Below are 23117 nucleotides of genomic sequence, written 5' to 3'. Positions count from 1 at the left end.
CGAGGCCCATGACCAAGGACTGGCTTACCATAAAAAACGCGCCGTGGGCTTTGGGCCTCCTGTTGCTGCTCAGCTTGTTTGTATTTCAAAGCGCCGGACTGCCCGACCGCCTTGAGTTATGGCTTTACGATCAGGCCATCACCACATGGCCTGCCCCAGTGAGCGAAAAAGTCGCCGTGGTTGCTATTGACGAGTACAGCCTCAGTCAACTCGGCCGCTGGCCCTGGCCTCGAAAACGCCACGCCCAGCTGATTGATGAGCTTTACGAGGCGGGGGCTGAAGCAGTCGTGATCGATCTTCTGTTTCCGGAACCTCACGCGGACGACCCGACCCTCGCTGCAGCCATGAGCCGGCATGGCCGGGTTGCCCTGCCGGTGTTTTTATCAGCCAACCCACCGCACCAACTTATCCGCGAGCAATTGCCCACGCCCGAGCTAGCGACCGCTGCCAGCGCGCTCGGCCATGTCCACGTTGAACTCGATAGCGACAGCGTTGCCCGAGGCATCTATTTGAGAAACGGCATGGCGAACCGTTTGTGGCCGACACTCGCTTTGGCGCAACAAAGCCTCCACCTGCCTTTGCCGGAGAACGACGTTCCGGCTTACGTAAACGTACGCGCAGACTATCGTAAAGTACCTTTAGCAGGTGCCGCGGGAACCATTCCCAGTACCTCTTACGCTGCCGTCCTCGAGGGCAGCCATTCCGACGAGATGTTTGCAGGGAAAACGGTTTTCGTTGGCGCAACAGCAGCGGGCTTCGGTGACATCTTACCCACTGCCTTCTCTGGCTTTGGCCTGCCCCTGTCGGGCGTAGAGTTTCAAGCCAACATTTTTTCCGCCGACCAGCAGCGTCTGCTTATTGCCGAGGCACCCGAATGGACCAGCTTCGCTCTTAGCCTACTGGTGCTAGTCATTCTGGCGCTTCTGCTACCGCGACTGACACCTTCTTATACGCTGATCGCCTGTATGACATTGTGTAGCCTTCTTATTGCCGGCTATCTTCTGTTGCTGTTTTATCTACGGATTCAGCTACCCATTATCAACACTGTGCTGCTGATACTCTTTGCGGTCCCCATCGCCACGGGCTACCGGCTTGCCATGACCAACCGCTTCCTGAATCAACAGCTGGACGATATGGCGAGCACCCCGCACCTGTCACTGCCGCAACCGGCGAAAAGGCAACCGGCCCAATTGCTGGAACATTTTCAAGCCTTTCTTGAACCCGAAGGCTGGTTACTGTGGGAGAACGGAGAACTGCTTCAAATCCATGGTATGACCATGGCGCAAGCCCCCCATTTGTCCGAAGCAGGCCACTGGGTTCATCAGCTGAATCAAAGCTGGATCAAGCTCGAGCGGGGTAGCTCAACCTATGTGCTGGGGCTGACGTTGAAAAATGACCTGAGCCGCGAGGTGACCCAACAATATTTGCGTGATCTTGAACTGGAAAGCGATACCAACACGAATTCCATCCAGCACTCCGTTCAGGCGTTCTCGCCTCGGTTAGAGAAAGTGCAGCTGGCAAACAAACGACTTAGCCAGATGCAGTCGTTCATTCAACACAGTTTCGAGCACATGCCCGACGGCATCATCGTGACTGATGAACTGGCCGTGATCCGCTTTGCCAATCGCCATATTGAAGACTGGTTTCGCGAACCGATGCCCAGTCTCAGCGGTATGCCGCTGATCAAACTGCTACAAGGCCATGACCCGAAAGAGCAGCCAGCCTGGCACGAAATTGTGTCGGAAACCCTCACCCTTAACGAAAGCCGCACGGTAAACCTGAAAGTGCACGGCCGGGATTTTATCCTTCATTTGGCCCCGGTGACGCTTCCCGGAGACGGACAATCCGGCATCATTGCCAATCTCTCTGACATTTCCGAACTGCGCGAACAGCAGCGTCAGCATCGCCAGGTGATCGACTTCATATCTCACGATGTTCGCTCGCCGCTGGTGTCTCAGCTCGCGCTGATCGAGCAGTTAAAACGAGACCCATCGAACATCAACGAATACCAGATTGAACAGCTCGGTAAACTGGCGCGGCGCAGCTATTCGCTGGCGGAAGAGTTTGTAAACCTGGCCCGAGCAGAACAGCTGTCCGAAACCCGGTTTTACGATTGCGACCTGCTGGCGATTGTTGAAAACGCACGCGACAGCGTCAGTGAACAGGCCTACGAGAAGCACATTCGCCTAGAACTGAACGATACCGAAGATCTGTGGTTACAGGGCAATGCCGAGTTGCTGGAGCGGGCTGTGATAAATCTGCTGACCAACGCCATTCAATACAGTGCGCCGGAAACCACGATTACCATCCAGGTATACCAGGCAGGCCACATTGCCGGACTCGCCATTTCAGACGAAGGTTCAGGGATTGATGAACGCGAACTGCCTTATCTGTTCGACCGGTACCATCGTCAGCGCCATAACGAAATTGCAGGCAACCACGGCACAGGGCTCGGCCTGGCGTTCGTTAAGACCGTTGTGGAAAAGCATAAAGGGAAGATTTACGTGGATTCAATGCTGGGTGAAGGCACCACCTTCACCCTAAAGCTTCCGATTGCCGACCCGATGGGGTAACGGGAAGCCGAGTATCAAGACTGGATGGTTTTACTCACCGGCTCTGAAGGCTCGCTGATCAGCCCTTGTTTATCCTGAACCTGAATCGTGAAATACCAATCGCCCGTATCGAGATTTTCTACAGTGTGGGACATTTCCGGGTAGGAATCAGCCCCCTCAAGAACAATCTCTTCATTGAGATCGTCGATGTTCTGGCCGTAGCGGATCACGTATTTATCCAGCTCGCCCATGGCAATGCCATCGCCATTGACGCGGGTAGCAGGTGCAGACCAGCTCAACACCGCTGAACGACTCTCTTCTGCCGCTTCGGACTCCGTTGTCCCCTCCGAATTGGCTGACGAGCCCTTACCCGGTTCAGTCGAGGCGGAACTATTCGTTCCGGCTGAATTAGACGCCGAAGAGTCAGATCCACCCGATCCACCGCCTCCACAACCTGTCATCGCCAATCCTAGAGCAAACGCGGCAATCCACGCCTTTGACACTTTAATGACGCGTTTTTCGATCATCTCGCACCAGCTTTCCGTCGAATTTGTGAAATTCTATAAAACCGACGGAATGACTAATACGAGAAACGTCTGTCTTTTTGTTGTTAATTCGTCAACATTTCGCCGCGTCAGTTACAAACGCTGGCAAATCGTTCAATTCAGTTTCAAACCCGGGGCGAATGTATCGGGCAGTAAAAGGCTCGCCGCCTCCATACCGGCAACCGGGTAGGAACAATAGTCGGCCGCGTACCAGGCACTGGCCCGATGATTACCGCTGGCTCCCACACCACCGAAAGGCGCGGAACTGGATGCACCGGTGAGTTGCTTGTTCCAGTTCACGATGCCGGCGCGGATTCGCTGATAGAAATAGTCAAAGCGTTCTTCGCTGTCGCTGAACAACCCGGCTGACAAGCCGAAACGGGTATCGTTGGCCCGCTCGATGGCTTCATCGAAATTACGGTAGCGAATCACCTGTAGCAAAGGCCCGAAAACCTCCTCATCTTCGATGTCAGCAACCGGTGTAACGTCTATGAGTGCTGGCGACAGCAAGCCAGTACCCGGGCGGAGCTTCTTGCCGGCAACCAACGCCACAGCCCCCCGGCTCAGCAGTTGCTTTTGTGCCGCCAGAACACCGTCGGCAGCAGATTCCGATATCACGCTCCCCATAAACGGCGCGGGATCGTCAAAAGCACCGCCCACTTTAATCGACTCTACCGCTTTCGTGAGTGCCGCCAAAAAACGGTCTCCCCAATCACCTTCCGGAACCAGCAATCGTCGCGCGCAGGTACAACGCTGCCCTGAGGTGATATAAGCCGACTGAAGGGTTTCGTAGACTGCAGCTTGCACATCCGCAGGTTCGTCAACAATCAACGGGTTGTTGCCACCCATTTCGAGTGCAAGAATCTTCCCGGGATTGCCCGCAAATTGTTTGTGCAGAATTTGCCCGGTGGAGGAGCTGCCGGTGAAAAACAAACCGTCGATATCGCGATGGTTTGCCAGCGCAATGCCGGTATCTTTGGCACCTTGCACCAGATTCAACACGCCGCTCGGCAAGCCGGCTTCCAACCACAACTCGACCATTTTCCCGGCCACGGCAGGGGTTAACTCGCTGGGCTTGAATACCACGGTATTGCCCGCGATCAGCGCTGGCACTATGTGTCCGTTCGGTAGATGGCCCGGGAAGTTATAGGGGCCAAACACAGCCACCACGCCATGGGGTTTATGGCGCAACACCGCCCGAGCGCCCGCAACCTCGCTGCTGCGCTGGCCGGTACGTTCGTTATAGGCTTTTACAGAAATTTCGATTTTCCCGAACATGGCCGACACTTCCGTTCGAGCTTCCCAGAGCGGTTTGCCCGTTTCGGTAGCAATACAGGTGGCAAACGTCTCTTTCTGCTCGCCCAGCAATTCAGCAAATCTACGGGCGATGTTCACTCGCTGATCAAAACCCAACCCCACCCACTGGGTACTGGCCTTTCTTGCGGCCGCTACAGCCGCCGAAACCTGAGCCTCGTCGGCGGCATTGCCCTGCCAATACACCTCACCGGTAGCCGGGTTCAGCGACGAAAACGCCGCACCCTGCCCTTTGAACCATTCGCCGTTAATCATTACCGGAAGCGTCATTTGAAACTCCTTGCTAACTGAGGGGAAATGGAGAGCAGGCCTTGCTGCACCTCGAGTAAGCGTAGCAGGCTATTTCAGCGCCTGGATATCCACCGGCGGTACGCCAAGGTCTTGCCACTTTTCAGGATGACAGGTGAATAGCAGTATCTGATGGCGCGTGGCAGCATCGAACAGAATACGTTTCATGTCGTCCAGCCGCTCTTCATCGCTGTGAACAAGCGTGTCATCCAGTATGACCAAAGTTGGACGGCCGGCTTCGCGCAGCAAATCTGCATAAGCCAAACGACTGATTAAGCCCATCTGCTCGCGGGCCCCAAAGCTCAACTCCGTCACCTGGCCAAGTTCAGAGCCTCGCGTGAACGTTCCGGGGCGCAGCTGCTCATCCACCTCGAGAGTCGCTTGGGGAAACAACACGGATAAGTAGTGATCCAGGTGCTTCTGTAGCGGTGCTTGCAGGCGCCGCGTCAACGCTTGCCGTTTCTCTGTCAGCATGTTCAACAGCAGGTCTAACGCTTGCGCACGACGGTGTAGCTCTTGATAGCGGCGATTGCACCATTCCAGCTCCGCCTCTTGATTATTAAGCTGCTCCTCTAACCCTTCCGCACCCCAAGCTTCTAAGCGGACCTTAATATCCCGAAGCTCACGTCCGCGATCCTCGTGGGTTTGGCGAAGGTTGTTGACGGTGCTGTGATAGCGCTCGATATCTTGCTTTAACAGATCCGGGCGGGCCTCGAGGATTTCTCGGGAACGGCTTTCCAGCCTTTGCTCAAGTGTCTTGGCTTTCTGCTCTAAACCAAGCAATTCCTCCGCAATTTGTTTCAACTGTTGCTGGCGCTCAGGGCTTTGCTCTTCGTCGGCAAGCCGCTGCCACTCTGCTTGCGCCGTGTCGCGGGCTTGTTGAGCCGACATCAGTGCGGTGCGATGCTCCTGATCTTCCGATTCTGCAACCGTTAACGCAGCCGCGGCACGCTCAAACGCAACGTCGGCCGTGGCCAGATCAGGCGTCTCCATAGAAGCATCCGGATTGGGTGTAGCCGACAACTGTTCTTTGGCAGCTTCCAATTCCCGCTGTGCTTCACGTTGTTCGATCACCAAAGGGTCCATACCCGAAGGTGCAACCGATTTGAGCAACTCTTCGGCGTGCTGCTGCGCTCGACCGGCTTTTTCAAACGCCGACAACCGCTCCTCCGCAGATACCACCGAATCCACACCCAAGGAGGCGCGCAGCTCGGCGACAGTTTGCTGTAAGGTCGCGAGAGTGCGTCGGGTACTGGCCAAAGATTCGCCGCCCGGGGTAATACCCAGCTTACCCACCCCGGGAATCACCACACTGGATTCTTCCAACAACTGCTGCTCACCCTGATTTTTCAGAGTATCGCCGTCCAGAATAACCGAACGTTCTGGCTCCAAATCCCAGCTAAAGCGCGTCGCTATCGCGCTTGAACGGATTGTTGCCTCGCTCAATTGATGCTCCGCCGTCTTAAGGCGTTTTACCTCGGCCGCATCAATCCGGTTCTCCCGCGCCTGCAGGCGCGCTTGCTCAAGCTGTTGCTGATAGTCGCTGGCCTTGGCAAGATTTTGTGTCAGGCTTTGAATACGCTGCTCCAATCGCCTTACGTCCTGTGCCAGTCGCGTTCGGGCTTCCTGAAAACGCGCTTGTTTTACTTGCTGTGCAGCGGTTTCATAAGCCGCCTTAGCGTCGCGCAACCGCGCCTCAGACGCTGGCTTTTGCAGTTCCAGCCTGTGCAGATCGGCTTGCGCTTTATCCAACTCGACTTTGCGTGCCGCCAGCTGCCGACCCACGTTTTCCTGATACTCTTTGTTTTGCTCAAGCAAACGCCGGCTCTGCAGCAACTGACCGAGCGTTTCTTTCTCCTGAGCCTGCAGCTGTTCCAACTGCTGAACTTGTTGGTAGCGCGCTTGAGTTTGTTCCAGCTGCCGCTGCACTTCTTCCCACGGGCGCTCCGCTTCAGTACGTTCGTAATCCCGGGTGAGCTTTCCCAAACGGTCTACCTGTTCCTGATACCGCAGGATGCGCTCTTTGAGTTCACCAATCGTCTGTTCGAACGCCAAACAATCTTTATCCAATTGTGCGTATTCACCGCGCGGCTTTCCGGTGCCGGTCAGAAGCTGGTTGCGCTGAGCGCGAACCACTTCAATAACCTCATCACCACCAGAACTGGCTACCTCGCCAACAAGAGAATTCAGAGCCGATTTCAGATGATCCCCGGCATGCTCAACCGATTGCTCCAAATCCTGCCCGGTACCCTGCTCCACCCATAGCAAACCGGGGATCCCCCAGTGCTCGGCTTTGCTGGCACCGCGCTTGGGGTACTGATAGCCCAGCAATTCAGCCAGCTTTTCTTCTGCCTCGTCTTCACTGAAGCTGCTAGTACCGATGGTGAGGTCACACCGTTTGCGCTGCAGGAAGCTTTTGGTCAGCCGCCAGAGCTCGCCTTGGTGTTCAAACTCCAGCGCCACGGTCGGCGCGGCGGCAGAATCTCCCCACGGGCGCAGATCATCCACCGCGGTTGAGCGATAACGTTCAAAAAAAGCGGCACGGATTGCCCTGACCAGGGTACTTTTGCCAGACTCATTCGGGCCATGTATCAGGTTTAAACCCGGCTGCAGGTTGCCCAGAACAAAAGGGTTCCGGAACTGGCGCAGCTGCTCGATGCGCAGGCTCTGAAGTATCATTGGCCACCCTCCTGCGCTCGTCCTTTAAGCAAGCTCGCGAGAATCGCCAAGGCATCCCGGGCTTCCTCACTCTGTTGCTCCTGTTGGCGCTGGCGAAGCTCACCGATCACTTCACCGACGTAACCATCCGCATGCAATTCGGCGAGATCATCTTCTGTGGGCTCAAGCTGAAGTTTACTGCGGTCGCATTGAATGCTGCGGAATCGCGCCTCTGCAACTGACAATGCCTCTAGTAACCGTTCTTCACAGGCTAAGGTGATTGCACCGTCAAGACGAAGATCCACCACCGACGCATCCGGTAAGGCGGTCAGCCGGTTAAGAAGCTCTTCCAGGTCAGACTCGATTGCCAGCGTTTCACGCCATTGATGCCATTGGTACCGGCCGGTCACGACCTGAGTAACGGAGGGGATGGCGCCGGGCCCTGTAATCTCGACGATGAGGGCATTGCCCGCATCGTTATTACGGAATCGTTCGGCTTCGTGGGTGCCGCTGTACCAGGTCCGTTCGTTGACTCGCTTGGTGCCGTGCCAGTCCCCTAGCGCAAGATAGTCCAAGCGGCTGACTTCCGCACGATCAGGTGCAATCGGATTGGTAGCATCAATATCATCGGACAACAGTCCTTGAACACTGCCGTGGGCTAGGCCGATTCGCAGCAGTTCATCCGGGGTTTCGTATTGCGAGAAGGGCTCTGTCAGGTCGCCGTAGGTATGGCGTTGCGTCAGGGGCGCGCAAAGTACTGCCAGCCCCTGAGCCTCGAGGGAAACAACACCGGGTTCCAGCGCCAGATGCACGTTGTCTGGTAAAGCACCCAATCGCTGAGCCCGGGTCCACACACTTTCCGCCAGTGCGGCATCGTGATTGCCGGGCAGCATAACCCAAGGGCCATCAAAGCCTTTGGTGGCATTAAACACACGGCGAATGGTGCGATCCGAAACGGTTTGGGCATCGAATACATCGCCAGCTACCAGCACCGCATCGCACTGATGTTCATTGGCCAATTGGGCAAGCTTTTCAATGCCCGCGAAGCGGGCTTCTACCAGCGCCGCGCCGTCTTCGATGTCAAACCGGCTATAGGAACGCCCCATTTGCCAGTCCGCTGTGTGCAAAAACCTCGGCATACCACCTTCCTTAGAGAAATCCGACAATCTATGCGCTTCAGGCTCCGAGCCCTGTGATCACAGCCTCACACACCTGATCCTGATTCATACCTTCGCCTTGAACCGTCAAATCGGCGTACTGTGTGTACAGCGCAAAACGCTCGTCAAACAGATCCGACAACGACTGATCAGGGCGCCGGGAAATCCCCCGAAGACTGTAATCTCCGATGCGCTCAATAACGCACTGCAGAGGGATATCCAGAAACACCACGGTACCATTGGCTTTGAGATGTTTCATGGCACTTTCACTGTAAACAGCACTGCCACCGGTGCTGATGACCTGCCCCTGCACGTCGAGCCCGAGCAGCACTTGCTCTTCAATCTGGCGCAGTGCCTCGTAGCCATCCTGATCGACAATGTCCTGCAGGGTACGCCCCGCCTCCTGCTGGATTAGCAGGTCCGTATCAACAAAGCCAAGCCCCAGGCGCTTGGCTACCAATACGCCAACGGTGCTTTTACCACTGCCCGGCATGCCGATAAACACAAGGTTTCGAGTATCCGCTACCATCACTTGCCTTTTGCTTTTGCTTCAGCGGCACGGCTGGCCGTCGCGGTAAACAATACGTCTGTTGAGGAGTTCAACGCCGTTTCCGTGGAATCTTGCACCACGCTAATCACAAAGCCAATCGCCACCGCTTGCATCGCCACTTCGGTGGGAATGCCGAACAGACTGGTTGCCAAGGGAATCAGCAATAACGAACCGCCGGCCACACCTGATACGCCACAAGCCGCCAGCGCAGACACCACACACAGCAACAACGCAGTCGGGAAGTCCACAGGGATGCCCAACGTGTTGACCACCGCCAACGTGATCACGGAAATGGTAATGGCTGCGCCCGCCATGTTGATGGTCGCACCCAGCGGAATTGAAATGGCATAGGTATCTGCGTCCAGCTTCAGGCGCTCACTGAGCTCAAGGTTTACCGGAATGTTAGCGGCAGAGCTGCGAGTAAAGAAGGCAGTAATCGCGCTACCGCGCAGGCACGCAAACACCAGCGGATATGGGTTCTGGCGCAGTTTGAAAAACACGATCAGCGGGTTGGTGACCAACGCCACAAACAACATACAGCCAACAATCACCGAAAGCAGCTGCCCGAAGCCTAACAACGCACCAATGCCGGCCGTGGCCAGGGTGTTGGCCACAAGACCAAAAATACCGAGCGGTGCCAAGCTAATGATCATGCGCACAACGCCGGAGACGGCATCGGACATATCACTAAGCACATTCCGGGTGGCCTCACTGGAGTGACGCAGCATCAAGCCCAAAGCAATCGCCCAAGCGAGAATGGCAATAAAGTTAGCATCCATCAGCGCCGTTACCGGGTTGGTCACCGCGCTCAACACCAGATTGTGCAGAATTTCAACAATACTGCCCGGTGGGTTGCCACTGACTTCCGGAATATCCAGAACCAGTTCCGTCGGGAAAGCAAAGCTGGCACCGACCGCAACCAGTGCGGCAACCAGCGTGCCTATTCCGTATAGGATGATGACATCCTGAATGTTCGTGGGCTGGCCCTTTTGGTGACCTGAAATCGCCGTCATCACCAACACGAACACCAAAATCGGTGCCACCGCCTTCAGAGCTTTGATGAATAGTTGGCCGAGCAATGAGAAAGACTGGGCCATTTCTGGCAGGAAGATCGCCAGAATCACGCCAGCAACAATGCCGATGGCAATCTGGGTAATCAGGCCCAGTTGGAGAAGCGGGCGAAATATACTGTAAAGCCGAGCGGACATAACAAGCTCCTGTTGTGTGTTCGAAAACGGGCGCACTCCCCGGCACTCATGCGCCACCGGAACAACTGTCACCCAGAAAACAAAAAGGCAGATCAGCCTGTTACTGATCTGCCCTTTTATGTGATCGCGGGCGTTTCGCGTCTTTTAGAGTAAGAACGCGTACCCACGTCTGCTCCGCCTCGCGGCGAAACTTTTCTGTATATCCATATAATGCGCGAATTATTCCAGAGATAGCCTCTTGAGGCAACGCACACTCCGGTGTAACAAGCTGGTCGTTTGCGTGTCTATAAGGTAATGGCAGCAACAAGGCTTTCGCCTGCTAACAATACCCAGCATGAAAAGGAGAACAACCATGAACAAGGTCACACTGGTTCTCGCAGATGCTTTACTCGCACTCTCGGCAAACTCAGCGCAAGCCATGGGCGAATACGCGGACCGCGTCAATGAAGCGAAAAGTTACCCCAACAAAACCAAAGAAATCATGCGACTACCCGCTGCATCATAACTCACCATAGCACCTATTATGTTTTGGGTGGTGTCCAAATAGGCACATCTTCTGGCTTGGGCTCTCCCCATTCGCGATCCATCGCATTGTTCAATGCCCCTTCCAGCTTCATAAACAACTCGCCATACTTTGGGCTGAAATGAATAATTTCTTCGATCTCTTTCCAGGCCTCGAACAATTCGTCTTCATGGGCGCGCTCGTTATCAACGAAGGTCCACGTCATCTGCCGGGCCCTCAGTGGATGCACGCCCATGGCGGTGAGTGCATGGCTACCGAGCTCGAGCGCCGAATAATAGGTTTCACTGACAACATCATCGGCACCGGCTGCCCGCAGCTGATAGCCATGGCCCCGATCAAATGCCCGGGCCAGCACCCAGACACCGGGAAAAAACCGTTTTACATGCTCCACCATAGCAACCGCCCGTTCCCGGTCGTCGATCGCCACCACCAACAGGCGCGCTTTCGCAATGCCGGATTTCTCCAGCAGATCGGGCCGGCTAGCATCTCCAAAGAAGCTCTTGATATTGATCTGGCGAACGTTCTCGATCTGCTCAAGCTCGTGATCGAGCACCACAATGGGAACATTATTAGCTCGCAGCAAACGACACACAATTTGGCCAAAGCGTCCCACGCCCGCAACGATAACCGGAGCTTCCTCGTCAATTGTATCGGCCTCTGGCTCACTGCTTTCAGAGCGCCGGTAACGGGGTAATACCATGTAGTCATAAGCAATGAATAGCAGCGGCGTGAGGAACATGGACAGCGCGACGACCAGCGACAGAATCTGGGAAACATCCGGAGAAATTACGTTATTTTGGACACTGTAGGTAAGCAGCACGAAGCCAAACTCGCCGGCTTGCGCAAGGCCCAGAGTAAACAGCCAGCCGTTACTGCTGCGGATTCCGAACAACTGTGCAAGCACCAACAATACCAGAGCTTTGCCGACTATCACCGCGACTCCAAGCGATAAAACCGTGCCCCATTCGGCCGCCAACACATCGAAATTGATACCGGCACCCACGGTTATGAAGAACAAACCCAGCAACAGCCCTTTAAATGGCTCAATGTTCGCCTCCAACTCATGCCGGAACTCACTGTTGGCCAACACCACTCCGGCCAGAAACGCCCCTAAGGCGGGTGACAAATTCACCAAACTCATAAGAGCAGCAATGCCGATGACCAACATCAACGCAGTGGCCGTGAACACCTCACGCAGCCCTGACTGCACCACGTAACGAAACAGTGGCCTGCTCAGGTAATAACCACCAACGATCACAACACCAACGGCCCCTACCACAACCAGGGCATGCCCCCACCCAGGCAGATGTGCGACCAGACTCAGGCCGGATTCTGCATGAGAGACTGAATCGTCGCCACCCATGAGGCTCGGCAGCGCCAGCAAGGGAATCAGCGCCAACATCGGAATAACAGCTATATCCTGAAACAGCAGAACCGAGAACGTGTTGCGGCCGCCTTCTGTTTTGGTCAATCCCTTTTCATCCAGGGTTTGCAGCACAATCGCGGTCGACGATAACGCGAAAATGAGGCCGATTGTTAAAGCGGTCTGCCAGACAAGCCCCACCCACCAAGCTATTGCCATGCCGACCATTGCCGTTAACACCACCTGCAAGCCACCCAGCCCCAGCAATCGCACTTTCATTGCCCAGAGCGCCTTCGGATCGATCTCCATCCCGATCAGAAACAGCATCATGACCACGCCGAACTCAGCGAAGTGCTGAATAGTGGTCGTTTCCTGCCCAACAAGCCCAAATACCGGGCCAATCACCACACCGGCCACCAGGTAACCCAGCACAGAACCCAGCCCGAGTCGCTTGGCCAGGGGCACCGCAATCACGGCTGCCAAGAGATAGATAAACGCCTGAATGAAATAAGAGGTCATTGGTTGAGGGCCACCACGTTATGGTTTTAATAACCGAGCAAAACTATTCACTTTCCTAAAAACTAGCAATACTATACGCCCAAAGGTTCGCCAAACCAGAGCCTTATCGGTGTTTTCTTCATTGGATGTCCCGATGCGCTGCATCAAAATATCGAGTTCACCGTAGACCGATCTAAAGCTTCAATAGAAATGAATAGGATTTCAAAGGTTCGCGATATATACTTCAAGAGTACATATATTTACGGTTCCCCAACCCGGTACAGCTGCCCATGCCAGCCAACAATAATGCGCCGCTCACCACAACATCCGATCTCCTGTTGCCGTTTATCGAGTCGTTGCCGAATGCGGTAGTTATTGTTGACAAGAACCATAAAATCGTTCTTGTGAACGGCCTCGCGAGCCAAATGTTTGGTTATGCTGTGCACGATCTGAACGGTGCAGATTTAAGCACCATCATCCCCATACCATTGCGCAACGCCCACCGAAACCACGTCGATGGTTACTTTAAAAAACCGGTGCTGCGCCCTATGGTCGAAGAAAAACGTTTTTCCGGCATGCGCTCCAACGGGCAAGAAGTGCCGGTTGATATCATGATCAACACCATCGTTTTAGACGGTGTAAAAGTAGCCATGGCATTGGTTAGAGATGTGACCTACCAGCGCGAGTTAGAAGCGCGACTGACGCTAGAATCACTAACTGACGAAATGACTGGGTTTTATAACCGGAAACACTTCAGAACTCAGCTAAACGCACAGCTTTCAGGATACGTTCGCTGGGGGCTGCCCACCTCCGTGATTATGTTCGATTTTGATCACTTCAAACACATCAATGATCAATACGGCCACGCCGCTGGCGATTTGGTGCTCACCACCACGGCAAAACTGGTGCGCCGGGAGCTACGGCCACTGGACGTCGGGTGCCGCATTGGCGGAGAAGAATTTGCGATTATTCTCCCGAATACGAATCTGGGAGATGCCGAAACGCTCGCCGAACGCATACGTAAAATGATCGAACAAACCGAATTTGAACTCGATGAGGTAAGCTTCAGGGCCACCGCCACCATGGGGGTAGCCACATTCCTACCGACCGATAATTCATACGATTCGCTAATGAAAAGAGCAGACAACGTTCTGTATCAGGGCAAAGCCGCCGGGCGAAACTGTACGGTATCGCAAAACGCGTTGTCGACCACCGACTCTACCGGCTAACTCTGCCCCCAGTTCACGCAAGCTCTACGGACACGCTTCGCTTGCTCCAGCCACTTCAAAGGCGCCACTCACACCCTCCCAGGCACCGCCCGGCTTTGCGACACCTTTCGTTCTGAGGCGATAAGTGCCGGGTTTCAGATTTCTTGGCAAGTTCCAGTTCACTGACGCTTCCGATGCGCCGGTATAAGGCAGCTCCATGGTAAACGGAGGCAAGAATTTCGGATGCCAGGTGTATAAAAGATTTGGCGAACGGTCTGTTGCCACCACTTCCCAATTGCCATCCTCGTTGAGGCGTTCTGCATACGCATAACTGTCGTTCAACATCAAATCGTTACGGGGGTGGCTGGCCTGAAAGCGGGCAGAGATCTCATCACCCGGTGCGGCGATCGCCGGCACATCTGCAAGCACGGTTCCGAACGCTTGTTCACCGGGGCTATCGCTGGGGATGTAGGGAAGCCTGCGGAGCACGGGCGTCACTTTTGGTAACTCCGGCCCAACCGGTAAAACCGTACCCCGCACCATCGAATCCGTTAACTTATAGAGTTCCTGCATCACGGCCGCAAGACTCCAGGGGCCAAACGTGTTTGAAGCGCCCTCGTATTGTTGGCTGGCGTATTCTTCCCGGGTGGTCAAATAATGCACGTAACCATTCACGAGCCCGGCAATCACCACGGTATCAACGCCTACCGGCGCCAACTCTTCCTGAACCATATTCCTTATACGCCGGGCTGACATGGTGGTGACTTCCCATGGCAAACCGACCAATGCCAAATTGCCAAGCTGGAATATCTGCAACGGATGCACCGCTGGCTCGAAATTAGAGGTTAAGCCCAGCAATCCGGCTACCTTGTTCGGTAGCCCCCCCGCAATTTCACCCAGGTTGGTGGGAAGCAAGATAGGTTTTTCAGCATGGCACCCGAGCCCCAGCACGGGTAAATGCTGCACGTTGCACAACAACAGGTCACTGACCAGCTTCAGTGGCATGGCCATTTCGGTTAACCCGGAAAAGTCCTCAGCGGCGCTGCGCAACAGCTCGGGTGAGGCGCTGCAGGTTAAGCCTTCCTGACTAATGGGCCCCGGCCCATCTTCCGCGCCGGCCGGAAACGACACACCTAGGGCGGCATTACAGGTTTGCTTTTTAGGCTCATCCAGTTCCGGCGGATGCTCAAGTCGGGAAAGAACGTTCGGATCGGTGACGGTAATCTTGTTCATCTGAACATGCATCAACCGGTAATCCACCCCGCCCGACAACGACCGGCCTTCCTGCCAAAGTTCAAGCGCACGAGCCAGTTGTTTGGTTCCGGAAATGGCGTTCGAATCCATGGGGGTTTCGCCGCCACCCCGGCGAGGGTCCGGATGCGGAAATTCGTTAATAAATATGTTCGGGGACGCATCCCCTTCGTCCGCTTGCGCAAACGCCGCCACAAAGCTGTCTTCGCCCGGTTCTGCCCGATACTTCGTGACCATGATTTCTTCGAAGCCAAGCGACGCAAACCCTTTCACATCGGAGCTCACGAAAGGCACTTCTGGCCCCATAACCGTTGGATGCACACCAAACCAGTTAATCACACCCACCGGGCTACCGCTTCTGCGGCGAAGGTTCAGTTGCACCATGGTTTTGTCCACATCCACCTCTTCGCCCCGGATATTCAGGTATTGCTGCCGCTCCTGCTCGGGGTTCATGGCATAGGCCGGGCGTGACCGGTTGATGTTGGTGTTCAACAACTCGCCTACGGCCATTTCGATCGGTGCTGTCTGGTCATTGGCTTCGATATTTCGATGCGCTCGATCGATGGCATCCACAATGCCATTGACGATGGTTTTATAGACCAGAGAATCGAACCCTAAGTGCAATGCGTTACCGGCTTCGTGGTGCGCATACCCGGCGGGGCCGTTGTGGGTATGCGTGGCGGACAGCATGAGGTTCTCAGCCGTGTATTTGGCGGCCAGCTCAGAATCTTCTGCCAAAGCTTCAAGTACGCCATTACGAATAGAGCCCCACATTAAGCCGATGTCGGCTGACACAAACATCACTCGTTTGCCGTTACAGGGCGACTCTATGGCGAACGCCCGGGCATATTGGCGCTGATGCAAACCATGCATCACCTGCCCGGTATCTTCCCAGCCCGCGCCGCTTTTCAGAGCAACGGGGCCGGTAATGTCTGACAACCCACTGCCAAACCGGAATTCCTGATTGGCGGCGCACGCCCCGATGGCGTCTTGGGCCATAACCTGCGCGGCCATAGCTTCAGAATTCGTCACCGAAGGCGCATCCATGCCATTGCCGATGTCTCGCAACGGGCTGTCGATCACACACTGTGCCAGTTCAGGTTTTGCGAAAAATGCCTCGCTCGGCCCAACGTCAACCGATGACTCTGGCTCAGACGGAGTCGTCGCTGGAGAGGCGTCTTCGGAGCTGCTTTGATCGCCCCCGCAAGCCATTAAAGCCACACTGACAAGGGCCACCCCCAGGTAACGAGATGCGTAACGGACGTTATAGTTGTTCATGGAATTTCCTGTAAATTGTTACCAGTGCTTCGGGGTTCAGAACGGTGTGGTCCAGCCATCGGGCACACTGCCTTCACGGATACGCTGTGGATGGTCACCAACATCGACTCGAACCACTTCCTCGGCTCGCTCAATGTTGATCACCGACATCTGATCGGTGCCACTCCAGGACACAAAGCAGTTCTCGCCCGACGCGTCGCGGGTGATCCAGTAAGGCTTCTCACCCAGGCCTTCCAACAATTCATATTCAAAGGTTTCGCGATCAACGATGGCCACGTAGTCACTCATGGTGCCGGCAACGCACAGTTTTTCGTCACCGCCGCCCATGGAGATGCCGTGATGTGCGGAGTCATTTACGTAAAGCTCGACCGGTAAGTTGGGAACCTGGTTGGGAAGGTGCGCGACTCGGGTAATTTTGTCGTTTTCCATATCGTATTCGACAAATCCATGAAAGAACGAAAGCTGGAAATAGAAGAACTTTTCATCCTCGGTGTGCGCCATGGGACGAATGGCCGGGCTCATGTCGGGGTAGCCCGCATCCGCCAGTTTCTCACTGATATCGAAGCTTTTAATATCTTCCCAAGTCTCCGTATCCACTACTTTAAAGATGCGCTCGCCTTTTATGTTCTTAAGTGCCCCACGGTCGGCCGCGGTGAACACATGCCCGATACTGGCGTGATAAATTTTTTTGCCGTCCTTCGAGTACACGTTTTCATGAGGGGAGTTACCGGTTGGAAAACGGGCTTTTTCTTCGCCGGTCCACACATCGAGAATGTGCACAACCTTGCCCGTTGAAGCAGAGACCGCCACCTCTGTGCCATCCGGAGACAACGCCATGTGGTCAGAGCGAATACCGTCAACCTCAAACCGCCAGACGATGTCGTTTGAGGCAATATCAATGGCGACCACATCCGCAAAGCTCGGCCGGGAAACAATCAACAACTCCCCGTTGCGGGTGCTGTACATGTCATCGACGTATTGGTTATGCCCCTCCCCGATCAACAGTGCGATGCCATGAAAAGCAGCCAGCTTGATCGGATTAAGCCAAATTTCCCGCATCCGCTCGTCTTTGTCCGGAATGCCGTTGATGCGGCCGATCTTTACGTAGCTTTCGCCGTCAATGACATCGATAACCCCGTCCCAGTTGCTGCCAACGAATACCACAGGGTTGGCGCCATCCTCGACGGGCACGGTCACTGAAGGTTCACTCTCGGGCTCGGTTTGAACCGTGGAATTCTGGGGCTCTGCGGAGCCTTTACTTTCACCCGCACTGTCGTTTTCACCCATGCAGCCGGCGAGTATCAGTGCCATGAAAAGCAGTGTTAGCGGGGCAGTTAAACGCATTATAAGGGCTCCGTGTTTTTTATCTTTTGTTGTTTTGTGCCGGCACCACTGAGAAACGTGATAGTCCGTCGCATTGCATTATGAGTACGTCGTCACATTTTCGCCTATGGCAGAAATGACGCCGCCACCGGCAAAAACGTCAATTCGGCCAACGAACGGCATTTAGACGCCCTCCAAGGCCTTGAAAGCACACCCCAAACGTTTCAAACCGGAACTGCTATTCTTTCCAAGATGAACACATCTTTTCATTTCCGGAGACGACTATGGACGAGAGCGAAATTTCTCTGCTGGATATGACCATTCGCCTGCTTTCGGCCGCAGGACTTGCCTTCGTACTTGGCCTTGAACGAGAGTTACGAGGCAAGCCCGCAGGGCTGCGATCTCACATACTGGTGTCTTTAGGGGCTTCTGCCTTCATCATGATGGGAATGCACATTCTGCTGGCAACGGCGGAAGGTGACCCTTCCGCCCGGATAGACCCCACTCGCATCGTAGAAGGCGTGGTGGGCGGCATTGGCTTTTTGGGGGCTGGCTGCATCATACAAAGCCGCGGCAAAGTTCAGGGCATTACCACAGGCGCATCCATCTGGATTGCAGGGGCCCTAGGCGTAGCCTGCGGGCTTGGCACCTTGGTGCTGGCCGGCTTGCTAACGGGGTTTGCACTTGTCACGGTGGTTATTTTGGGCAGGTTCGAACGAGAGGTAATCGAAGACTAAGAGAACGCTCTAAAGAAGACTTACCGGCCACGACCTGAGTCGCACCATCTTCGGTGCCCCGGGCTATGGCCGCTTGCCACACTCCCCCAGACAGCCGCGGCACGTCGCTCAGGAAAATCCCTGAATAACGATCACACAATTCAACGAAGTCTTGCGCGGCCAGTTTTTCCTCACACAGATTCTCATATCCGCACCAAAGCTGGTTCTGACTTCGTTTGATCGTTTGGATCGCTCGATGCCCGAGGCCGTTGGCGATCAGTTCGCAAAGGTTGCTTGAGATGAAGAACTGCAAAACTGATGCAAAAACTAGATATACAGAATCAGGGCAGAGGCGAACGTCTCAGGGTGTGTATGCCGACTTGAGGAACTCAAAGGTCTAAAAAGACTTTTACGAACCACCAGCAATGCCTTATCTCAAATATACTCTTATGGAATTTTTTTAGTGAACAAAATTATAAACAAATTGCTTAAAATGGCATGGGCCGGGCAAACACCCGGCCCCCGAACGGCACCTCACGCAGGCGTGGGTGCCGCAACCTCCTGCACAGGCTTAGTCTCCTCTCGAGAATAACCCAAGCGAAATTCGCCAGTGTCTTCGTTGACGAGATAGAACTCCAACAGCATGCGCTCTTCCGTCAGGTGAACCCACACAAAACCCAGCTCATTCTCTGCCTGATAATGGGTCGGGTTGCGCTCTGGATCTTGGAATTTATCCGATTTGCCACCGGCTCCAGAAACGATAATATGCGCAGGCCCCATGCTTTCTACCGGCTTAATCCATTGCAAAGAGTGATCGTGACCGGTTACCAGCATATCTATCTTATGGCTGAACGCCTCTTCCAAGAACAGCTTATAGCGCTGCCCATCCGCATCCGGGTTACTGAAGATCACCCGCATCCCTTCATCCAGATTCCCGGCATTGCCATGCTTACCGTTTGAAAGGTAGGGCACATGACTCATGGCGATCTTCCAATGGGCTTCACTCTCATTAACAGCCTCTTTCATCCATAACTGCTGAGGATAGCCATAATTCTTCCAGTTGAACCGCTCATCAAAATCGATGTAAAAGCTGGTCAACGGATTGGAATCCACCACGAACAGGTCCAGAAACGGCTTTTCCTGGGCCAGCTTTCCAAAGGACTCTTTGTAAAAACGAGCTGGCATCCGCCACTTTGTGGAATACCTCTTGTCGCTGTAATGGTAATCTACTTGGTAGTCGCCACGCTGGTTATCAGAACCACCACCGAATATGGTGCTGGCACAATCATGATTTCCAAGGCACATATAAAAGGGCACATCCAAGTTCTGATACGGATACTCAAAGCTGTCCAGAAAACCGTTGTCATCAACGGAGGTGACGCCATCTTCGTAGATGTTGTCTCCCGCACCGAGAACAAAATCACATCCTTGGGCCTCGATAATCTGCCGCATTGCTTCAGCCACATGGTACTGACCAATATTACCCGTACCCATGTCGCCGATAGCAATAAAACTCATCGACTCAGTACCCTTTACTCCCCCTGACTCGACGGGCGGCTCATCGGGCTCCGGGTTTACCTTTGGCGGATCGTCAGGCAAATCCTCCCCACCCTCGGAACCGCCCTGCCCTCCACATGCGGCCAACGCTGAAACACTGGCACCACCAATTAACAACTGGCGCAAAAATGCGCGACGATCGTTACTCATGCCAGAGCCTCCTGTTGCACGTTGTGTTCGGGCGCTAATGGCGGGGCATTGTGCTTGGGTGCACAGGGAACTTTACTCGCCTGAATGTGGTTATCTCCGCTTGCGGTATACCAACCCATCGCAAAGTGCTCTTGATTGCTGGGCTCAGACACCGTTTCCAAATGGAACCAGTCAGCTTGGCAGCGCTCTGGAGTGACATCCAAAATCATGTAACCCCGATGGTAGAAGTCGAGCCATTTGATGTGTGGGTTCGCCGGAATAAGAAATGCTTTGGCCAGATCCGATATTCCTTTGGTCGGTGCGCCAGGAGATGAAACAGCCGGGGTAACGAACTCAACCGCTATGGAACCTTCACCGGTGAAGCGGTTATAGGCGAACCAGTTACCGGGGTCGAGACTCACATCCATCGCCCATGACGAGTGAATATCCCCCGTCAACACGACGGCATTATCCAAGCCCATCGCCTCAATACGCCCCAACAGTGCGCGACGACTGGTTTCGTATCCATCCCACTGGTCGTAATTCACCTGCGCACCGCCGCCCAAATCTAGGTTGGCCGTATCTGGCAGGGCGCCCAGAGTGAGCGGCGCCAACATCACCTGCTGGCCCAGCAAATGCCACTGGGCACCACGGGTTTGAGAATGCTCCAACTGTTCGAACAGCCAATTCTGCTGGTCATCCCCTAGCAGAGAGCGGTTTCGATCACGAGCCGTGACCGGGGAATCGGTTTGTTGATCGCGGCCGATCAGACGGGTATCCAGCATCATCAGCGAAGCAAGCTGACCAAACTCGAACGACCGGTAGATACGCACCTGCCGGTCCGGCAAGACAGGCCTTATAGGCATCCATTCGTAATAGGCCTGAACTGCGGCGCGCTTACGGTCACTGAAATCGCCTTCACCCTCGTTATGGTTGGCCGCCCCATCAGACCAGGTGTTATCCGCAAACTCATGGTCATCCCACACACAAATAAAAGGGTGCTGACGATGACATTCCTGAAGATCTTGATCGGTACGGTTGAGGGCGTAACGGCGCCGATAGTCGGACAGCGTAACGATTCCATGGGGAGGATCGAGCGGTCGAAGTGCCTCTACCTCAGGATCACCATACTCACCCGGGCCATATTCATAGATGTAATCCCCCAGAAACAGCACCGCATCCAGATCACGACGAAAAGCGACTTTTCGATAGGCGTTGAAGTAGCCATAGGAATAGTTTGCGCAGGCCATGACCGCCAATCGTAAATGCTCCACCGACTGATCACCGTGGGCGGTTGTTTTGGTTCGCCCTATTGCCGAGAAGTACCCGAGAGACTCAAATTGATAGAACCATGTGGTATTCGCTTCGGGGAGCATCGCGTCGATTTTGACGGTGTAATCCGCTTGCGACCGGGCATAACCCACGCCTTCGTATACCACATCGCTAAACTCAGGATCTCGTGATACACGAACAATAACAGGCACTTCGTCCAACCCTTCAGCTGTAATCCGGGTCCATAAAATCACCTGTCGAGCCAGCGGATCGCCACTAGCAACACTGTGCTGAAAAGGTGATGGCCCACCCCATTCCGGCATAGCCGGTTTTGCGAGCCCCGACGTTCCGGCTAAACCCGAACCTCCGGCATTGCCGTCAGAAGTGGCAGTAACTACTTCTTCTCCCCCGGACCCAGCACCATTACAGGCTGATAACGCCACCAGCGATACCCCGGCGGCGCTACTTTTTACCAAAAAATCTCTGCGCTTCATCAAAAAACTCCCGCGACGATTTCGATTGGCCGAAAGCATGACGTGAACATGTGTCAGCTTTATGACTCGAGCGCGGGTAATGTGAACTTATGTCACGTTTTTCGATATGGCAGCTAAGACGAGGTCAGGATGCTCTTCGGCCAATAAGGTCGTGCGTGAGGCGATTTAAAGCTATTCCGCCCAGCGGTCTTGGGAGTAATTGAACACTGGCAGTGAAACATTCCAGCGAATGGCCGCCATGCGCACCAAAAGGCCAAGACTGAAGGCCGCGAGCAGCGTAATGTTTTCACTCACGCCTTGCTGAACTAAAAATAAGTAGAGCAAAGCGACAATCAAAGAAACACTTGCGTAGAGCTCATGACGCAACACCTGCGGAGTCCGGTTGCACATAATGTCTCGAATAATACCGCCAAAGATGCCCGTGGTAATGCCAGCCATCACAACAACAACGGTGTCATACCCCAAACTCAGCGCGACATTACACCCGATGACCGTAAAGGCCACCAGTCCGACAGCATCCAGAACGAGAAAAAGCTGGTTGAGGTGGCGCATGAAACGCGCAATCACAACCGTCACCAGGCCACCGGCAATGGTCATGTAGATATAGCGGGGATGCTGAGTCCAGGTCACAGGAAAGTTACCCAGAAGGATGTCGCGAACGGTCCCGCCGCCCAGGGCGGTAAAAAACGCGATCACTGCGACACCGAACAAATCCATATTCCGCCGGCCCGCGGCCAGGGCGCCAGACATGGCTTCAGCGGTAATCGCTATCATGTAGATAGAGGTCAACATACAGGGCTCCTGCATTCATGTTGCCTCTCCCCCTGTCCCTGATACCTGAGAGTTTACAGAACATGGTTCTGCTTGCCCCTTCGGTGGACTGCCTTGGCAGCCTCTCTCCAGACGGCTTTGAACGATGCCCGCAGTACATGTGCCTGAGCGTTTATGGGAGGTTGCGCCTTCGGCGGGGCTAGCTAGCCCACTCTCCTGCGGAGCGGCGCATTATAAATAGGTGCAGGTAAGCCGTCGAGCGATTCAGACAACAGGAAAGGAAATGCCATGAACGGGAAAATGGATCGCGGCCATTTTCTCCCCATCCCAAACGCAAAAAGGCAGACCAGTAAGCTACTGATCTGCCTTTCTTTTATATGGTAGCGGGGGCTGGATTCGAACCAACGACCTTCGGGTTATGAGCCCGACGAGCTACCAGACTGCTCCACCCCGCATCAAACT

General features: G+C 54.5%; 16 protein-coding genes, 1 tRNA gene and 2 riboswitches. Of the genes, 4 read left to right on the top strand and 13 right to left on the bottom strand.

Annotated elements, in window-relative coordinates; all coding sequences use genetic code 11:
- Positions 1 to 8 precede the first annotated feature (8 nt).
- Complete coding sequence (locus MWU64_RS14370; protein WP_247065070.1) at positions 9 to 2573, top strand: CHASE2 domain-containing protein; 2565 nt, start codon at positions 9 to 11, stop codon at positions 2571 to 2573.
- Positions 2574 to 2587: 14 nt separating this feature from the next.
- Here MWU64_RS14370 and MWU64_RS14365 read toward each other — a convergent pair whose 3' ends face one another.
- The 6 genes from MWU64_RS14365 to sstT form a co-directional block, all read right to left on the bottom strand.
- Positions 2588 to 3079 carry a fibronectin type III domain-containing protein gene (locus MWU64_RS14365; RefSeq protein ID WP_247065069.1) on the bottom strand — a complete coding sequence of 164 codons (492 nt, stop codon included), beginning with the start codon at positions 3077 to 3079 and terminating at the stop codon, positions 2588 to 2590.
- Between the two features lie 132 nt (positions 3080 to 3211).
- Positions 3212 to 4681: a succinylglutamate-semialdehyde dehydrogenase gene (gene astD / locus MWU64_RS14360; RefSeq protein ID WP_247065068.1), complete on the bottom strand. Its 1470-nt coding sequence runs from the start codon at positions 4679 to 4681 to the stop codon at positions 3212 to 3214.
- 69 nt (positions 4682 to 4750) lie between these two features.
- Complete coding sequence (locus MWU64_RS14355) at positions 4751 to 7378, bottom strand: AAA family ATPase (protein ID WP_247065067.1); 2628 nt, start codon at positions 7376 to 7378, stop codon at positions 4751 to 4753.
- The gene (locus MWU64_RS14350; RefSeq protein ID WP_247065066.1) at positions 7375 to 8496 is read right to left on the bottom strand and encodes a DNA repair exonuclease; all 1122 of its coding nucleotides are present in this window, start codon (positions 8494 to 8496) and stop codon (positions 7375 to 7377) included. Before MWU64_RS14350 ends, MWU64_RS14355 begins: the two co-directional genes overlap by 4 nt.
- Positions 8497 to 8533: 37 nt before the next feature.
- Positions 8534 to 9043: a shikimate kinase gene (locus MWU64_RS14345; RefSeq protein ID WP_247065065.1), complete on the bottom strand. Its 510-nt coding sequence runs from the start codon at positions 9041 to 9043 to the stop codon at positions 8534 to 8536.
- Entirely contained in the window at positions 9043 to 10272 is a 1230-nt protein-coding gene (gene sstT / locus MWU64_RS14340) for a serine/threonine transporter SstT (RefSeq protein ID WP_247065064.1), read from the bottom strand. Before sstT ends, MWU64_RS14345 begins: the two co-directional genes overlap by 1 nt.
- Before the next feature lie 352 nt (positions 10273 to 10624).
- On the opposite strand from sstT, the gene MWU64_RS14335 reads away from it, so the two are divergent.
- A complete protein-coding gene (locus MWU64_RS14335; RefSeq protein WP_247065063.1) occupies positions 10625 to 10777 on the top strand; it encodes a hypothetical protein in 153 nt (50 codons plus the stop codon).
- 16 nt (positions 10778 to 10793) lie between these two features.
- On the opposite strand, the gene MWU64_RS14330 is transcribed toward MWU64_RS14335, so the two are convergent.
- Complete coding sequence (locus MWU64_RS14330; RefSeq protein WP_247065062.1) at positions 10794 to 12677, bottom strand: monovalent cation:proton antiporter-2 (CPA2) family protein; 1884 nt, start codon at positions 12675 to 12677, stop codon at positions 10794 to 10796.
- Between the two features lie 269 nt (positions 12678 to 12946).
- Here MWU64_RS14330 and MWU64_RS14325 point away from each other — a divergent pair, with 269 nt between their 5' ends.
- Positions 12947 to 13885 carry a sensor domain-containing diguanylate cyclase gene (locus MWU64_RS14325; RefSeq protein WP_247065061.1) on the top strand — a complete coding sequence of 313 codons (939 nt, stop codon included), beginning with the start codon at positions 12947 to 12949 and terminating at the stop codon, positions 13883 to 13885.
- 24 nt (positions 13886 to 13909) lie between these two features.
- On the opposite strand, the gene MWU64_RS14320 is transcribed toward MWU64_RS14325, so the two are convergent.
- A complete protein-coding gene (locus tag MWU64_RS14320; RefSeq protein WP_247065060.1) occupies positions 13910 to 16393 on the bottom strand; it encodes a neutral/alkaline non-lysosomal ceramidase N-terminal domain-containing protein in 2484 nt (827 codons plus the stop codon).
- A gap of 36 nt (positions 16394 to 16429) precedes the next feature.
- Positions 16430 to 17737: a hypothetical protein gene (locus MWU64_RS14315; protein WP_247065059.1), complete on the bottom strand. Its 1308-nt coding sequence runs from the start codon at positions 17735 to 17737 to the stop codon at positions 16430 to 16432.
- Between the two features lie 263 nt (positions 17738 to 18000).
- On the opposite strand from MWU64_RS14315, the gene MWU64_RS14310 reads away from it, so the two are divergent.
- Positions 18001 to 18453 (top strand): MgtC/SapB family protein, encoded by a 453-nt coding sequence (locus MWU64_RS14310; protein ID WP_247065058.1) that lies wholly within the window; start codon positions 18001 to 18003, stop codon positions 18451 to 18453.
- Positions 18454 to 18966: 513 nt separating this feature from the next.
- On the opposite strand, the gene MWU64_RS14305 is transcribed toward MWU64_RS14310, so the two are convergent.
- The 4 genes from MWU64_RS14305 to MWU64_RS14290 all read right to left on the bottom strand — a co-directional run bounded on the left by MWU64_RS14305 (position 18967) and on the right by MWU64_RS14290 (position 23110).
- On the bottom strand, positions 18967 to 20139 hold the full coding sequence (locus MWU64_RS14305; protein ID WP_247065057.1) for a metallophosphoesterase: 1173 nt from the start codon (positions 20137 to 20139) through the stop codon (positions 18967 to 18969).
- Positions 20136 to 21884 (bottom strand): alkaline phosphatase D family protein, encoded by a 1749-nt coding sequence (locus tag MWU64_RS14300; protein ID WP_247065056.1) that lies wholly within the window; start codon positions 21882 to 21884, stop codon positions 20136 to 20138. The genes MWU64_RS14305 and MWU64_RS14300 overlap by 4 nt, the downstream gene beginning before the upstream one ends.
- 171 nt (positions 21885 to 22055) lie before the next feature.
- Complete coding sequence (locus MWU64_RS14295) at positions 22056 to 22676, bottom strand: trimeric intracellular cation channel family protein (protein ID WP_247065055.1); 621 nt, start codon at positions 22674 to 22676, stop codon at positions 22056 to 22058.
- A gap of 22 nt (positions 22677 to 22698) precedes the next feature.
- A riboswitch (glycine riboswitch) is annotated at positions 22699 to 22797 on the bottom strand.
- A riboswitch (glycine riboswitch) is annotated at positions 22798 to 22884 on the bottom strand.
- Between the two features lie 149 nt (positions 22885 to 23033).
- A tRNA-Met gene (locus tag MWU64_RS14290) sits at positions 23034 to 23110 on the bottom strand.
- Positions 23111 to 23117 lie beyond the last annotated feature (7 nt).

The organism is Marinobacter sp. S0848L, from assembly GCF_023016065.1.
In the GTDB taxonomy this organism is placed as follows: Bacteria; Pseudomonadota; Gammaproteobacteria; order Pseudomonadales; family Oleiphilaceae; genus Marinobacter.
The sequence above is the reverse complement of the archived record's forward strand: the minus strand, read 5'-3'. Positions and strand labels throughout refer to the sequence as shown.

Bases quoted from the DNA above. Each gene is read 5' to 3' on its own strand.
- astD (WP_247065068.1), bottom strand. From the start codon at position 4,681: ATGACGCTTCCGGTAATGATTAACGGCGAATGGTTCAAAGGGCAGGGT.
- MWU64_RS14315 (WP_247065059.1), bottom strand. From the start codon at position 17,737: ATGCGTTTAACTGCCCCGCTAACACTGCTTTTCATGGCACTGATACTC.
- MWU64_RS14295 (WP_247065055.1), bottom strand. From the start codon at position 22,676: ATGTTGACCTCTATCTACATGATAGCGATTACCGCTGAAGCCATGTCT.
- MWU64_RS14310 (WP_247065058.1), top strand. From the start codon at position 18,001: ATGGACGAGAGCGAAATTTCTCTGCTGGATATGACCATTCGCCTGCTT.
- MWU64_RS14350 (WP_247065066.1), bottom strand. From the start codon at position 8,496: ATGCCGAGGTTTTTGCACACAGCGGACTGGCAAATGGGGCGTTCCTAT.
- sstT (WP_247065064.1), bottom strand. From the start codon at position 10,272: ATGTCCGCTCGGCTTTACAGTATATTTCGCCCGCTTCTCCAACTGGGC.
- MWU64_RS14300 (WP_247065056.1), bottom strand. From the start codon at position 21,884: ATGAAGCGCAGAGATTTTTTGGTAAAAAGTAGCGCCGCCGGGGTATCG.
- MWU64_RS14325 (WP_247065061.1), top strand. From the start codon at position 12,947: ATGCCAGCCAACAATAATGCGCCGCTCACCACAACATCCGATCTCCTG.
- MWU64_RS14370 (WP_247065070.1), top strand. From the start codon at position 9: ATGACCAAGGACTGGCTTACCATAAAAAACGCGCCGTGGGCTTTGGGC.
- MWU64_RS14330 (WP_247065062.1), bottom strand. From the start codon at position 12,677: ATGACCTCTTATTTCATTCAGGCGTTTATCTATCTCTTGGCAGCCGTG.
- MWU64_RS14335 (WP_247065063.1), top strand. From the start codon at position 10,625: ATGAACAAGGTCACACTGGTTCTCGCAGATGCTTTACTCGCACTCTCG.
- MWU64_RS14305 (WP_247065057.1), bottom strand. From the start codon at position 20,139: ATGAGTAACGATCGTCGCGCATTTTTGCGCCAGTTGTTAATTGGTGGT.
- MWU64_RS14345 (WP_247065065.1), bottom strand. From the start codon at position 9,043: ATGGTAGCGGATACTCGAAACCTTGTGTTTATCGGCATGCCGGGCAGT.
- MWU64_RS14365 (WP_247065069.1), bottom strand. From the start codon at position 3,079: ATGATCGAAAAACGCGTCATTAAAGTGTCAAAGGCGTGGATTGCCGCG.
- MWU64_RS14355 (WP_247065067.1), bottom strand. From the start codon at position 7,378: ATGATACTTCAGAGCCTGCGCATCGAGCAGCTGCGCCAGTTCCGGAAC.
- MWU64_RS14320 (WP_247065060.1), bottom strand. From the start codon at position 16,393: ATGAACAACTATAACGTCCGTTACGCATCTCGTTACCTGGGGGTGGCC.